Below are 14,901 nucleotides of genomic sequence, written 5' to 3'. Positions count from 1 at the left end.
TTTAGAAGTTCCGTAAATTCCTGCTCCTGGTCCACCAGCTGTCCAACCAGCGTTAGATGTATAATTAATTATAGATGGGTGTTCTCCTTTTTTTAAATATGGAATGGCCGCTCTAGAAGCAAAGAATACAGAATCTAAATTTAATGCCATAACAAATCTGTAAAATTCTGTTGTCATCTCCTCAAATCTAGATCTACCTCCAAGGCCACCTGCGTTATTTACAAGCACGTCTATTCTTCCGTACTTTTCACCAATTTTTACAATATTTTCAGTTACTAATTCTTCTTTAGTAACATCAAAACCAATGTATTCAGCGGTAATGCCATCATCAGTAAGTTCTTTTACTCTTTTAGCCCCAGCTTCGTCGTCTATACCGTTTAAAATAACAGTGTAACCATCTGTTCCTAATCTTTTAGCTACTTCAAAACCAATACCTCCTGTGGCACCTGTTACTATTGCTATTTTTCCTTTGTTCTTGCTCATTTCTATGTGTTTAATTTTTATTTAATTTGTTTTTAATTGATATTAATTTTTAGGTTTTAATGGTTGTATTTTAGGGCATAATATCCAAATAGCTAATAATGCTATTATTGCTAATGCCCCACCTATTAAAAATGCAGGTGTATAATTACCACCTTTAGTTATAAAAGTAACTAATAATGTAAGCCCAGCGGCACCCAGTTTTGCGGCCATACCAGAAAAGCCAGAAAGAGTACCAACTATTTTACCGCTAAATAGGTCACTTGGTAATGTTTGTATATTTCCAATTGCAATTTGAAATCCAAATAGTAATATGGCCATAATTACTACTGCAATTAATGCTGCAGTATTTCTAGCATTATTAATTTCAGATAAAGTGGCTAGTGCTGCAATCCCGGAGTCTGTAGGTGGGCCATATTTTGGTAATAAACGTTCTTCTTTTGTTGTTTCTGCTTTTGGTGTTTTCCAAACAGCAGATTGATATGCTTTATTAAATGTTGGATTAGATTTAATTTCATTAATGCTCTTTCCTGCAATACTTTTGATAAAATCTTTATCCGCTTTTAGATCCTTAAATGCATCATTATCCATTATTTTTTTTACTTGAGGATCTGCCATTGTTAAAGCTGCAGATTTCTCAACTCCAAAAACTCCTAAAATTTGAGGTGCACCTGGGTATTTTAATAGAATAAAACATGGAATCATTATGATACATCCCAATGTAATAACATACTTACGAGTCTTGTCTACAGTCCAAGCCGAATTAAGTTTCTTTTTAGCAAGAATACCTCCATACCATGCACCAATCATAGCACCTACATAAGGTACCCAAGCAGAAAATGCAATTTCTTTCACATTCATACCAAATACCTCCGATAGGTAAATAGGAATCCAAACAATAAACAGCCACCAAATAGGATCAAGTGCTGCTGAGGCAATTATTACTCCCCAACTTTCTTTATGTTTCAGTAATTTCCCGGTATCAGGGACATATCCATCATCATAATTACCATCTTCATCTAGATCTTGATTTTTTTGACCAGAAAGGATATATTTTTTTTCATCTTCTGATAACCAACGATGCGTTTTAGGTCCTGACTTTACAATAAATAGCCAAGGTAATAACCATAATAAACCTAAGAAGCCTACAACAATAAATATAGATTTCCAATCTAAGTAAGCAGCTAAGATTCCTATTATTGGGTAAGCAACGATACCGCCAATGGCAGCTCCAGAATTAAAGATTCCTTGTGCAAGAGCCCTTTCTTTTGTAGGAAACCATTCAGCATTTGCCTTTGCTGCGCCAGGCCAGTTACCTGCTTCTGCTATTCCTAATATAGATCTAAAAACACTAAAGCTAAGCATACCTTGTGCTAATGCATGTAATATGGTTGCAAAAGACCAAACTCCAATAGAGAGTGCAAAACCTATTCTTGTTCCTACCCAATCAAAAATTTTACCAAAAAGGGCTTGCCCACTGGCATATGATACGATAAATACTGTAGATATAGTTCCAAATATTACTTTATGACCATCTTGATCCATTTCAGGGAATAAATCCTGAGCAATTTTTGGCCACAATGCTCCAAAAGCTTGTCTGTCTATATAGTTTATAACCGCTGCTAATGCAACAAGTCCTACTACCCACCATCTTAAACCTCTTACTTTCATATTTTTAATGTATAAAAGGAGATAAATAGTTTATTTTAAAAGATAATGCTTGCAGTTTTGCATAATTTACCTATAAAATTTACTTCCCTCCTTAAGTGTTGTATATTATTAAAATGGTACTACGTGCAATATGTACCAGTTTAATAGTGTCAATTTGTTATTTTATATTATAGCAATATTGATATAAAGAATTAAAATGTTCTTTCATTTTTTGTTTACCTAGCATTGAGTCCTGTTTTTTTATTGCTTCATAAATTTCTGTATGTTCTTTAATTCCTTTAACTGTTTGATCTTTATCACAGACGTGATATTTTTCAAAATTGATAATTATTTGTGGAGTTATTGTTAACATAAAAGTATTTATAGTACTATTACCACACGCTTTTGCTATTGCTAAATGAAATAATAGATCTTCTTGTACTGCATCTTCACCGCTTACAGCTTTAGTTTCATAAGCATCTAAAGCAGCCTTAATATTTATTAGATCTTCTTCTGTTCTCCTTAAAGCAGCTAAACGAACAGTTTTTAATTCTAGTAAAATTCTTGTTTCAACTAAAGATTTAAAGTCTTGACTTTCTAACCTTAGTATGTCATCTATCATTCCGTTTAAAGCAATAACACCAATATTAGCGACAAAAGTTCCGCTCTGCGGAATTGATTTTAGTAGACCATAGAATTCTAATTTTTGAATTGCGTCTCTTACATTACTTCTGCTAACTTCAAATTTATCAGACAGCATACGCTCAGAAGGTAATTTGTCTCCTGGCTCCAAATTTTTTAAATTAATAAGATCTCTAATATTACTAATTATAGAGTTCTGTATTTGTTTGCTATCATTTGTTGGTTGTGCTTCTAACTTCATAATAAAAATTATTAACTTTTAAATGGTCTTAAACTAGCATTAAATATTAAATGTTTACTTAAGATCAAAAATAGTTAAGTTTTATTAGCTGTTATTGATTTTTAGTGTTTGTTAACACCAGAACTATAAAGCACTGGTGATAACAAAAACTAGAACTAACTATACGTATTACACGTAACTTAACTAAAACTTATTCTGTAATATTTAATTCATAATATTTAACTTTTGCATAAGAGTTTTTGTCTCTTGACTGAAAATAATTACCAGCTTTAAAATAGTTTTCAAAAACACCCCATTTTTTCATATGTATGTTTTCATATACTTTAAATTCATTGTTATTTAAAGAAACAATCATTTTTCCTTCAGATACTTTAACTTCTAGTGTGAATTTTTTAAAACCAACTTCTTCATCAAACGTGTGTCCTTCATCGTCAGTCCAAGCAGTTTCGTGTAAAATTTCAGTATTGGTTAAACTTAAACTCTTTAATTTTTTTGTTTTTACTCTAATTTTTCCATTCTGCCAATAAATTTTTAGCATTGGAGGAGCATTATTATCTTTTTGACCAATTAATTCTTTTTGTTGGTTAGTAAGTCTGCCGTGTATTTGCATAATGATGGTTTTGTGATATTTACCATTACTATCTTTAGAAATATCTTCTACAGCAAGCTTACCTTTTAACTCTCTACCTTGTTTAAATGTCCAATTAATGTTATTACTACCTGGTTGCATTTGCTCTCTAAGTTCTGTTCTAGAGTACTTAGTGTTTGCAGTAGTAGCGTTGCTAGGGTAGGCATAAAAAACAAGCGCACCAGAAACAGAGTCATTATACATAAATGGCATTAGTGTTTTGTTTGTGGCATAATTAATTATTTCTGGAGGCTCTATTTCTGTAGGCTTACCAATAGGTAAAGTAACTTTCCAGTGACTTAAATCTATTTCTGGCAACTTGTATTTTTTCTTTTTTCTTTTTTTCTTTTTAGTAATTTTAGTATCCGTTTCTACTACGCTGCTTTTTGCGGTTTGACAAGCAGCGGTAGTAGTAAGAAATACAATTGATAGTATAGTTATTATTTCTTTACGGAAATTCTTCATTTTTTTAATATTATGGAGCTGGTACAATACTAATATTATCTACGTAAGTATCACCTGTACTAACATTATCTATCCAAATAGCAATTTCACCAGTAGCGTTTGCTTCAAACTCAAAAGTTACTTCTGTAAAATTATTTTTTCCTAGAGCAACATCTCCATCAGCTTCAGCAATAAAACCAGTAGCTTCTAGTTCACTAGCATTATCCATCCATCCGTTAAGTATACCAACTCTTACTTTATCTCCATCGTTTTTAAGTGCGTAATGAAATGTTACAACATATTTTGCATTAGGCGTAACTGTTAAAGCTTGGTAAGATGCTCTATCATTACCTTCTCCTGTAGCAGGATATTTTGCTCCTTGAGTTTTTCCTGATGAGCTATCAAAAGGAACTGCATAAGCACCATCTGAACTTGTTTGGTGTACAGTTGCTCCTAAAATTCTCCAACAGTTAGTACCGTCGTTTTTTGGATCTTTAGGGGTTCCGTCTGCTTGTATAAATACACATCCAAGAGTATCACCGCCTTCTTCTGTACCATCTTCAAAAGCCCATTCTGAAATTACGGGTGTGATGACTGTTGGAACTTCTGGCTCTACAACTGTAATTGTTTCTGTATAAACACTTTCTACTCCTAGGTTGTCTGAGGCTGTTAATGTTACAACAAAATCGCCTTCTCCAGGAAAAGTGTGTTCTGGTTCTACTTCTGTAGACGTAACTACTTCTCCTGAATTATGTACAAACTCCCAGTTGTATTGTGTAGCACTGTTAGATTGATTACTAAATGTATATGTTTTCCAGGCATCATCTGAACCAGTGTTTTGACTTGCTGCAAAAAATGCTGTCGGAGGAGTTAAATCTTCAATTGAAGCTGTGTCTGCAATATCATACTCTAAATCACAAGAAGAAAAAGATATGATTAGTAAAAAGACTGCAGTTAATAGTCCTGCAGAGCTTTTTAATTTATTAGTATTTCTATTATTTTTCATAATTATATGTTTAAACTATAGTTTTTTAGTAACCAGGGTTTTGTGTTAATACACCTTTACTTAAGCCTATTTCTCTTTGTGGAATAGGTAATAACAAGTCTGTAGAAGAAAAACTATATCCATTTTCTGTAGCAAATTCTGATAAAACATTTACAGCTTCTCCCATTCTAATTAAATCAAACAAACGTTTGTTCTCAAACGCAAGTTCTACACGTCTTTCATTTAGCAATTCTTCTTTTGTAATAACACCGTCTTCATCATCAGGTAAGCCAGCTCTATTTCTAATAGAGTTAAATGATGTAAGTGCATTTGAGTTAGAGGTAGATTCACCACCGCCTAAAATGGCTTCTACATGAAGTAAAACAATATCTGCGTATCTTAAAACAATCCAATCATTACCAGCAGCTTGTGCATCAGAACTAAAAGTTCTTCCGTTGTCTCCACCGCTTTCTCCGTTTGGCAAATATTTAATTGCTTGGTTTTCTGTAGGCTGAAAAGGGTCTACTCTGTATGTATATTGAGTTCTGTCTCCACCCATTTCTTCTAACGCAGCAACAACATCTGTAGTAGCGTAGTTTACGCCACTAGTTCTGCCAACAGAGTTTAACCATTCTGCAGAAAAATTTTGACTGTTATTATTGTCTCCTTGTTCATAACCAATAGCAAAAATAACTTCGTTATTAAGTTCAGAGAAGAAGATATCACTGTAATTGGTTAATAAACTATAACCTCTTGCAGGGTTCATAACTTCCTCGCAAAGCAATTGCGCTTGTGCATAGTTAGGAGTTGGTAGAGATAAATATACTTTGGCTAGTAAGCCTTGTGCAGCAGCTTTAGAAGCTCTGTCTTTATAAGTATCATCTAAATTATCTACAGCAGTTTGTAAGTCTGCAACAATTACATTGTAAATTTCTGCAGAGTTAACTCTTGTAAAAGCTGTTTCTGTATCTAATGGTGCAATAACGTTAGTAACTAAAGGAACATCGCCATATAAACGAACCAAATTAAAGTATGCGTAAGCTCTTAAAAACTTAGCCTCACCTTCAATTTTACCAGCAGTAGCTTCTGATGCAGAACCAATGTTATCTAAAACAACATTTGCTCTAAAAATTACATCGTAAAAACTTCTGTAATAATCAGCTACAATACCGTTAGTAGCTTCTATAGCAAAACTTTCAAACTGTGCAGCTTCTCCTTCTTGACTTTTTGTTCTTGTATTATCACTACGCATTTCTGTAACGTAAAACTCTACTTGTGTTGCGTGGTTTAAGTTAGAGTTTGTAAGCTTAGATGCATTTACACCTTGCAAACCGTCGTAAATATTAATTATTGCAGCTTCTAATTCTTCATCGTTAGAATAAAAAGCATCTCCGCTTGTACCAGTTTTTAGTTCTGGTGATAAAAATGAATCTTCACAAGATACAGAGAAAATTGTAATGACTATTAATGTTAAAAATTTAAGTTTTTTCATGATTATATATTTTTAAATTAGTAGTTTAAAATTCTATGTTTAAACCTGCTGAGATTGTACTGAATACTGGAGAACCAGCTCTTTGGTAACCATAAGTGGTTGCAGATGTAGTATTAATAGACTCTGGGTTAAAACCAGTATAGTCATCTGCTGTTAGGTACATTATGTTTTGTGCAGATACATAAATTCTTGCGCTTCTAATTTTTAATTGAGATGCAACATCTTTACTAAAGTTATACCCAAGGTTAATATTACGTAATGCTATGTATGAAGCATCTTGAATAATGTCATTAGTAAATATTTTTTGTTTAATAAATTCTTGATTAGGAGTAGTTAATACATAATCTCCTGTAGGACCAGTTACAAAATCTTGAGAACTGTTAAAGTGGTTAAATATGTATTGGTCTCCCATATTTCTAATTTCTGCTCCGTGGCTACCTTGAAACATAAAACTAAAATCAAAATTGCCTATTTTAAAGTCGTTAGATACACTCCACACAAATTCTGGGTAAGGATTTCCTAATATAGTTTTATCATCATCATCAATAATGCCATCACCATTTAAATCTTTCACATAAACATCTTGTGCTTCACCGCCTACTGGGTGAAAAGGATTGTTTAAAAATTCTAAAGGAATGTCTCTTTCTACAACCCACCCGTAAAAAGATGAGATAGGGTTACCTTCTAAATTTATCCATTCTGAAGCTCTTTTAGAATCTACATTTTGTATTTGTCCGTTAGAGTCAGCAAAATCTGTTAATTCATTTTTATTGGTAGATGTAATAAAAGTTGTTGTCCATTTAAATTTAGGACCAGCAACGTTTCTAGTTCTTAGTTCAACTTCTACACCAGAGTTTTCTACCTCTCCAATATTTACAAGAGCATTAGTAAAACCAGTTGTAGAGGCAATTGGGTTATTTAGTAGTAGTTGGTCACTAGTTCTTTTATAGTAATCTACAGAACCAGATAAAATATTACCAAAGAAACCAAAGTCTACCCCAGGGTTAAACTCTACTTGTCTTTCCCATTTTAAATCTGGATTAGATATATTTAAAGGGTTAGCAGCATTTGTAACCACACCACCTGTAACACCAGAGGCAATAGAATTGTCTATTAAAGATAGGTAAGGGTAGTTGTTAATTAAGTTATTACCGGTTCTAAAAGAGTTGTTACCAGTTACACCATAACTAACTCTAAATTTAAGGTTATTAATTACATCACTATTTTTTAAGAAGTTTTCTCTAGAGATGTTCCAACCTAAAGAACCTGCAAAGAAGTTACCATATTTATTGTTTGGACCAAATACAGAAGCACCATCTCTTCTAAAACTAAAAGAAGCTAAGTATTTGTCTGAATACGCATAATTTACTCTTGTAAAGAATGATAGTAATGTACTTTCGTACTCTTCTTCATATTCATTAGTAATGTCATCTCTGTTAATGTAACGAGAACTATCATCTGTATAACCTTGTGAGCTAATAGTTTCAAATTCTGTTTTATATTGTTCACCAGATGCACCTAATACTATGCCAAGATCATGCTTATCAAAAGTTTTGTTGTATGATAATACATTATCTAAAGCTAAGTGTTGTGTTCTGGTATTTGTACTATCTAACTGAGCAGCACTTGCTCCGTTTCTGTTAGCCTCTACACCTTGCCATCTTTGTTGTCTGTATCTTTGGTAATCACCAGAAAGTGTAGTTTTAAAGCTTAAATCGTCATTAATTTTGTATTTAGCATAAAAGCTACCAAGAATTTTACTTCTAAAATCTCTACGGTCTCTTTCTAGTACTTTTGCAGCAGGGTTAGTGTTAGAAGTGTTACTAATACTTGTACCTCCACTGTCTGCAGGAGCACCAGCATCTAAATCATACCCATCAAAATGGTATTGTAAAGCATAATCGCCAACTTGTACGTCTGCCCATTTACCACCATCTTGCACTCTGTTTACAAATTGTATAGTGTTTTCATCATGGTAAACTGGTAGCCATGAAGGTTGTCTTAAAATATCATGTGTACTACCATCAAAACGTCTACGTTCTGTGTAAGAAGGAGTAGCACTAAGACCAATTGTTAAGTTATCTGTAACATCATAATCTAATCTAACTTTTACACTGTATTTTTTAAAATCATCAGTAAGTAAAACCCCTTCATCATGGTTGTAGTTTAGGTTTGTACTAAATCTTAATTTATCATTACCACCTCTAATACCTAAAGAGTGGTTTGTAATAATACCACCATCAAAAATAATTTCTTGCCAGTTGGTATCTACGCCAATTAACTGTTTGTATCTTGTACGGTCTGAAAGTGTATGTGTAAACTGTAATTCTGCAGCGGCAGTTTCTGCTACTGTAGAGTAGTAAGCATCACTCTGTCTTGCTGTTTTAACACCAGTTAATGTAGAGTAGCTAAACCTAGTTTCACCCGATTTACCAGATTTTGTAGTAATTTGTATAATACCATTACCACCTCTAGAACCATAAATAGCACCAGAAGCTGCATCTTTTAAAATTTCAAAAGATTCAACGTCATTCATATCTAAAGAACCCAAATAGTCATTAGGAACCACAACACCATCTACAACAACTAGTGGTCCAGAGTTACCTGTAATAGAACCTGTTCCTCTAATTCTAATTGTAGGATCAGAACCAGCTTCACCTTCTGTAGCTTGTATGTTAACACCAGATACTTGACCTACTAAGGCATCATCTACCCTAGAAACAGCAATTTGTCCTAAATCTTCGTTTACTACTTTAGAAATAGAACCTGTTAGGTGAGATTTTTTTTGTGTACCATAACCAATAACCACAACTTCATCTAACTTACTAGCATCTTCATCTAAAGTAACATTAATGGTAGTTTGGTCTGCTACAGTAATACTTTTAGTAATAAATCCAATAAAAGAAAATTGAAGAACATCACCTTTTTTAGCTTTAATTTCATAGTTGCCATCAAAATCTGTAGTTGTGCCTGTAGCAGTATTTTTAATGATAATGTTTACTCCTAAAATAGGTAAGTTGTCTGCAGAAGAGACTACCGTACCTTTTATAGGAAAGCTTTCTTGAGCTATAGTTATAGCACTACAAAATAGTGTCATAACCAAAATTAGCTTTGTTTTTAAGTTCATAATTAATTGTTTAGTTTAATTGAGTTAATAGTGTTCTGCAGTAACTAAAAACCAATTCTCTAGGCTAAAAGCAAATAATCATTACTTTTGTAAAGAATATGTTTTTATACTACATATTTATTACTTCCCTCCAAAGAAGTATTTGTAAAAGGATAGGCGTGCACCTATCCTTTTTTTGTGCTCTATTTAAATTTGGTTAACCAAACTGGTTAACCAGTTTATACTTTTCGAATATATGCAAAAATTTTGTTAAAAAAAAATTTAATACATATAAATGAGTTTTTTAAGTAAAACTCTCTGTTATAGGTAGTAACGGGCTTTTAATTTTGTCATATGCTAATAAATTAAGTTAGTTAAATATGTATGGACCTACCCAGTTAAATTCTTTATTATTTACACTAATAGTATGTGTAGCGTTCTTATCTGAGTTTGTATTACAAATAATAAAAAGCTTAGACTGTTTATTGTTATTTGTAATACGTATGGCACTATAGTTTTTACTATTTAACACTGTTTCTATTTTAGATATACTACTGTAGGCATTTATAGAGAACTCGGACACCGGACTATAACTACCGTGTGCTTCTATTGAATTTACGTATAGTGCGTTTTTTGTATTATTTTTTCTGATGATTAAAGTAGGATCTCTTCTTAAATTGTATTCTGGATCGTTAGCACCAATTCTTGCAAAAATAATTTTGTCTGTTGCTTGTGTAGCAGAAGTTAAAGTGTAAAATACATTATTGTGCATCCAATTAAATTTTAAATTATCCTTAGGAGCATCAGCTAAAGCCTCTACAAATAAATGTTGGTAGCCATTTTTGGTTCCAAGTGTTTTTAATGTATTTTGTTGATTATAATTTAAATTGGTTTGCATTATTTGACCTTGGTAATAAAAAGGCAAATCGTATTTGTTTGGAGATGTACCAGAAACATTGAAAATATCTAAAACAAATGGCTCTTGTATAAAAGTTGTATCTGAAATTAAGGCTAAAGTTCTGTGTAATTCCGTGCCAGGGTAGGCGTTATTTTCTTTAGCGCTAACCACTTTTATTTTTTTAGAAATATTAAATAAGTATTGGTTAGAATGATTTTTGCTACCTACACTGTATTCGCCATTAAAATGAGAAGTTTGGTTTTGCACTATTGTATTGTGAGCTATGGTTTGTTTTGCCCAAGTAGTATTTTCTTTTAAGTAATTACCACCACCTTTTTGTTCTATATTAACAAACCTTGCCAAGCCATAATCTTGTATAACCTCTGAGCCATTATTAAACATAAAAAATGATAATTTGTCGTAATGACCGTGGCTTAATCCTTGGGCAGTGTACTTAAAAATCACTTCTAAATTTTTATTGCGTAAAACAGTAATTCCTCCTTGTTTGCCGTTAGGCCCATCTGTTAACGTAACTGATTTTTTTATAAAAGGTTTTTCTAATTTATTTTTTAAACCTAAGGCTACGGCTAAGCCTGTATCGTCTAAATTAACTTTGTTTTGTTTTTTAGCAATGTTTAATAGTTCTGGTTTATTGCCTCCGTAATGGTAAGCAATATCTACAGCAGTTACCAATTCTCTAGAGAAATAAGACATTCCTTTTTGCGCATCATTAATTGTGTAGAACTCTCCATCTTTATCAGTTAGGTTAATTAATGCTTCTACAGCTTTTGTTAGTACTGCATTTTTATGCTCAAAAATTTTAAGTTCAGGTTTTTTATTTTCTAGTGCTTGTGCAAAAATTAAAAATGGGTACATAGCATACCTTTGGTAATAAGGACCTTCAGTATAATAGCCGTCAGGAGAAAAAGGTTCATCTAAATTTGCTAAAAAACCTACCTTTTGATTTTTATTTTTTATAAAGCCACCATCATCATCTTTTAAATTAGCAGCAATAGAATCTGTTTTTAATCCGTAAAGTGCTTTTTGTAATAACTCATCATTATCCATTACTAATGCAATCATACCAACAGCAACATTACCCCAGGTACTATGGTTGTGTACTCTATTAAAAAACTGTGGATTTTCTTCTGATATAAAATTAGCAAACGGAATAAATAAATCTTTTTCTAAATGATCTCTTTCTTCTTTAGATAACCAATTATAAATACAATCGTATGCTTGGCTAGCATATACCAACCAATTAGAGTCATTTAAGCACTGCCAAAAAAGTTTTCCTCTTGCATAAGATCTTTCTTGTGGGTGTAAAGGAAGTGTAGGGTACAATTTTGCATACTCTAGAAACATATCTCTTACATATACGGCATATTTTTCATCATCTAAAATTTGATAAAGAACACCAGCTTTTTGTAATATTAAAAAGTTCTTTTTGTGCTGTTCATGTGTATAGCCTCCAGAAAAATCTTTAGGGATAGGAACAGCAATACCTTTACTAATCTCCGCATTTACTTCTTGTTTAACATCTTCTAAAGTTTTATCAAACAAAGGTATTGTGCCAAGTTGAGCTTTAATATTTTTTACACCTTGTGCGGTAAGTATTAAATTTGGATGGTTAGTTACTTTTTGTTCTTTTGCTTTAGTAGCAACTACCTTATCTTTTTTGCAAGCACAAAGACAGCATAAAAGAACAATGTAAATATATTTTTTTACAATCATTATTTAATTATTACTTATTACACCTAAATTTTTACCGTCGGTACCATTGTTTAAAAGGCCTGTATTATTACTAGACAGTGTATAGCTACCTTTATTAAAATTAGGAGCTATATTCCATAGGTTTTTTACATTGTATTTTTGGTCGCCCGTAACTACTAGACCATCAGACTTATAAAAATTATTGTTTAAAATATCTACTATTGGCTCGCCAACTACTAAATGCATTTTTAGTGATTTTGTGTTGTTAAACAAGTTGTTGGTAATAGCATTAACTTGTACGCCATACAAATTAATGGCAGCGTTGTATTTGTTTCTTTTACCATACCCAATTTCATTAAAAGTGTTATGATCTAGTTCTAAAAATGGCCCAAAAGTACTTTCATCTTTTCCACCCCTGTATAAACTTAATACGGCTCCATTTACATTGCTAAAGCTGTTGTTTTTTATAATCACATATTCTGCATTGTAAATGCCAATATCTTCTGTTTCTTTATCTAAAGCCAATACGTTACCGCTAATGGTATTAAATTTTGAGTTTTTAATACTAATTGTATCTGCAAATGTGTTTTTGTAAACCATTACAGCATCAAAAGAATGATTGACATCTAAGTTTACAAAGTCACAATTATCTATAAATAATTTGTAGTTCTTATTCATAGAATACTTACTAGTTGTAATCACGGAATTTCCTGTTCTGTCTGGAGCGTTTTCACCATCAAAATTAATTCCATTTAGTTTTAAGCTACCACCATTATTAATTTCAAATAGGGTTTTCTTTTCAAACAATATGGTTGGTTTTTTATTTGAGTTTGATATTACACTTATAGGGTGATTAATAGCAATTGTTTTTGATAAAGTATATGTTTCACCAGCAGTAAGTTCTAATATATCTCCGGCAGAAGAATTATTTACAGCATTAAACAATGTATTTAAACCAGGTTCTACTGTAATTTTTTTTCCAGATCCAAATGCTATAGCAGTATCTTCTTTAGAGTACCAGTTAACACCAGTATCTTCTTTTTTAAGAATTGCGTTAGGTAACTTAGCGCCTGCTGTTATGTTAGCTTCTGTAGGAACTAACAATCCGTCTGTGTTTTTTTTCCATTTTAGATCTTTACTAACAAAACCTGTTTCTGTAATAGATTTTATATTTTTACTAATAATGTTATTTTTAAATGCTATACCACTTATGTCATCATAAACCGTAAATATAGAATCTTTACTTTCATTGTAAAATATGTTGTCTTCCATAATAGAATTAACAGGAGGAGCGCTACGTTCCTCATCACTACCAGCGCATAATTGAATGTGGTTGCTATTAACAAATGTGTTATTTTTTACAACAGCATCTTTAACTTGGTCGTACCTATTAATTGGTGAGTTGTAAATACCGTTCATTATAACAAAGGCACCTCTAAAACGGTATCCTGTTAAACCAATGCCATAATTATTTACTACAGTTTGTTCACCGTTAATAATTCTAATACCACCAGTGCTAGGTTTGTTGTTGCCTATAAATACATTGCCATCTACTAAAGTTCTGTTACCATGGCGCATAGTTAATGTACCTGTACATTCGTAAAAAACGTTATTTTTATATGTGTTTTGGCAAGATTTGTTAGAGATTATTTCATGTTCTCCGTTGCATCTGTCAAAAAAATTATTTTCTACTATAGTGTTAGAGTTTGTTCTTGAGAAATGACTTGTTCCAATACGCAAAGTTTCGCCACCGTTAGAACCCAAATTTTGCCTAGGTCCAAAATAGTTATGATCTATTTTATGATTGTTGTCTTGACTTTCTTTTGAGTTTAACCTAACCGTCATAGTAACACCTCTATTTTTTTTACCAGTTAAATGGTTGTGGTCAATTCGGTTATTTTTACCGTATATGGCAACCCAAGTATCTGGTTCATGACGTTCTGGGTTACTAAAATTATCTATTACACATTCTGTTAATCTGGTATTATTAGCAAGTGTTTTAGCATCTTGTTTAAAAGAGATGACCTCATTGGTAGGTGTATAACCATTTTTAAAAATTAAACCATTTATTACTAAGTGCTCTCCTGAAATACGTAAATTAGATTGGCCTTCTAAAGTAACTTTTCCTTTTTCTTCTACAGTTAATGTAATAGGCTTTTCTGCAGTTCCTTTGGCTGCAAAAAGTAGCTCAGTATTATTCCATACACCATTTGCTAGTGTAATTACATCTCCAGGCTTTGCATTTTTAACAGCAGTGTTAAATTCATTTAAAGTAGTTACAGTGTTCTTTTTTTTAGTACATGAAGTAATGCTTATAAGTACTACAAATGCTAGGTAAAATATATGTTTTTGCATAAAATATAAAATTGGTTAACCAGATTGGTTTACCAAATATAGATATTATAAATTAAAAATGTAATTTATTGGCTGTTAAATTATTAATAGTGTAAAAAAATAAACAAAAAAATACGTAGTTAGTAACGGGTTAATAAGGTGTTATTTTTTTATTATTGCATTGTTAATACTGGCGTGCAAGAGAATTGTACACTAGTAATTTATAGAATACCTGAAATGAAGAATTTTAACTCTGTGACAGAATATTTCTGTAGAGTTATAAAATGT

At 32.0% G+C, this 14,901-nt stretch carries 9 protein-coding genes (1 of these 9 only partly in view); all 9 read right to left on the bottom strand.

Annotated elements, in window-relative coordinates:
* Positions 1-483, bottom strand: the 5' portion of a protein-coding gene (locus tag PBN93_RS01495; protein WP_077398767.1) for an SDR family NAD(P)-dependent oxidoreductase. It extends 282 nt beyond the left edge of the window; only the first 483 of its 765 coding nucleotides appear in the window; it begins with the start codon at positions 481-483; its stop codon lies off the left edge, out of view.
* Positions 484-525: 42 nt separating this feature from the next.
* Positions 526-2,151 (bottom strand): MFS transporter, encoded by a 1,626-nt coding sequence (locus PBN93_RS01490; protein WP_271081247.1) that lies wholly within the window; start codon positions 2,149-2,151, stop codon positions 526-528.
* Between the two features lie 157 nt (positions 2,152-2,308).
* Positions 2,309-3,013 (bottom strand): FadR/GntR family transcriptional regulator, encoded by a 705-nt coding sequence (locus PBN93_RS01485; RefSeq protein WP_271081246.1) that lies wholly within the window; start codon positions 3,011-3,013, stop codon positions 2,309-2,311.
* 190 nt (positions 3,014-3,203) lie between these two features.
* Complete coding sequence (locus tag PBN93_RS01480) at positions 3,204-4,106, bottom strand: polysaccharide lyase family 7 protein (protein WP_271081245.1); 903 nt, start codon at positions 4,104-4,106, stop codon at positions 3,204-3,206.
* 10 nt (positions 4,107-4,116) lie between these two features.
* A complete protein-coding gene (locus PBN93_RS01475) occupies positions 4,117-5,091 on the bottom strand; it encodes a PKD domain-containing protein (RefSeq protein WP_013619881.1) in 975 nt (324 codons plus the stop codon).
* A 25-nt stretch (positions 5,092-5,116) separates the two neighbouring features.
* Entirely contained in the window at positions 5,117-6,562 is a 1,446-nt protein-coding gene (locus tag PBN93_RS01470) for a RagB/SusD family nutrient uptake outer membrane protein (RefSeq protein ID WP_271081244.1), read from the bottom strand.
* Positions 6,563-6,587: 25 nt separating this feature from the next.
* Positions 6,588-9,689 carry a SusC/RagA family TonB-linked outer membrane protein gene (locus tag PBN93_RS01465; RefSeq protein ID WP_271081243.1) on the bottom strand — a complete coding sequence of 1,034 codons (3,102 nt, stop codon included), beginning with the start codon at positions 9,687-9,689 and terminating at the stop codon, positions 6,588-6,590.
* A gap of 349 nt (positions 9,690-10,038) precedes the next feature.
* Positions 10,039-12,300, bottom strand: a complete 2,262-nt coding sequence (locus tag PBN93_RS01460) for a heparinase II/III domain-containing protein (protein ID WP_271081242.1) — start codon at positions 12,298-12,300, stop codon at positions 10,039-10,041.
* Between the two features lie 3 nt (positions 12,301-12,303).
* A complete protein-coding gene (locus PBN93_RS01455; protein WP_271081241.1) occupies positions 12,304-14,634 on the bottom strand; it encodes a chondroitinase-B domain-containing protein in 2,331 nt (776 codons plus the stop codon).
* Positions 14,635-14,901: the final 267 nt, after the last annotated feature.

The organism is Cellulophaga omnivescoria (assembly GCF_027915275.1).
GTDB classification, from domain to species: Bacteria; Bacteroidota; Bacteroidia; order Flavobacteriales; family Flavobacteriaceae; genus Cellulophaga; species Cellulophaga omnivescoria.
This window is presented reverse-complemented; position numbering and strand designations above follow the sequence as displayed.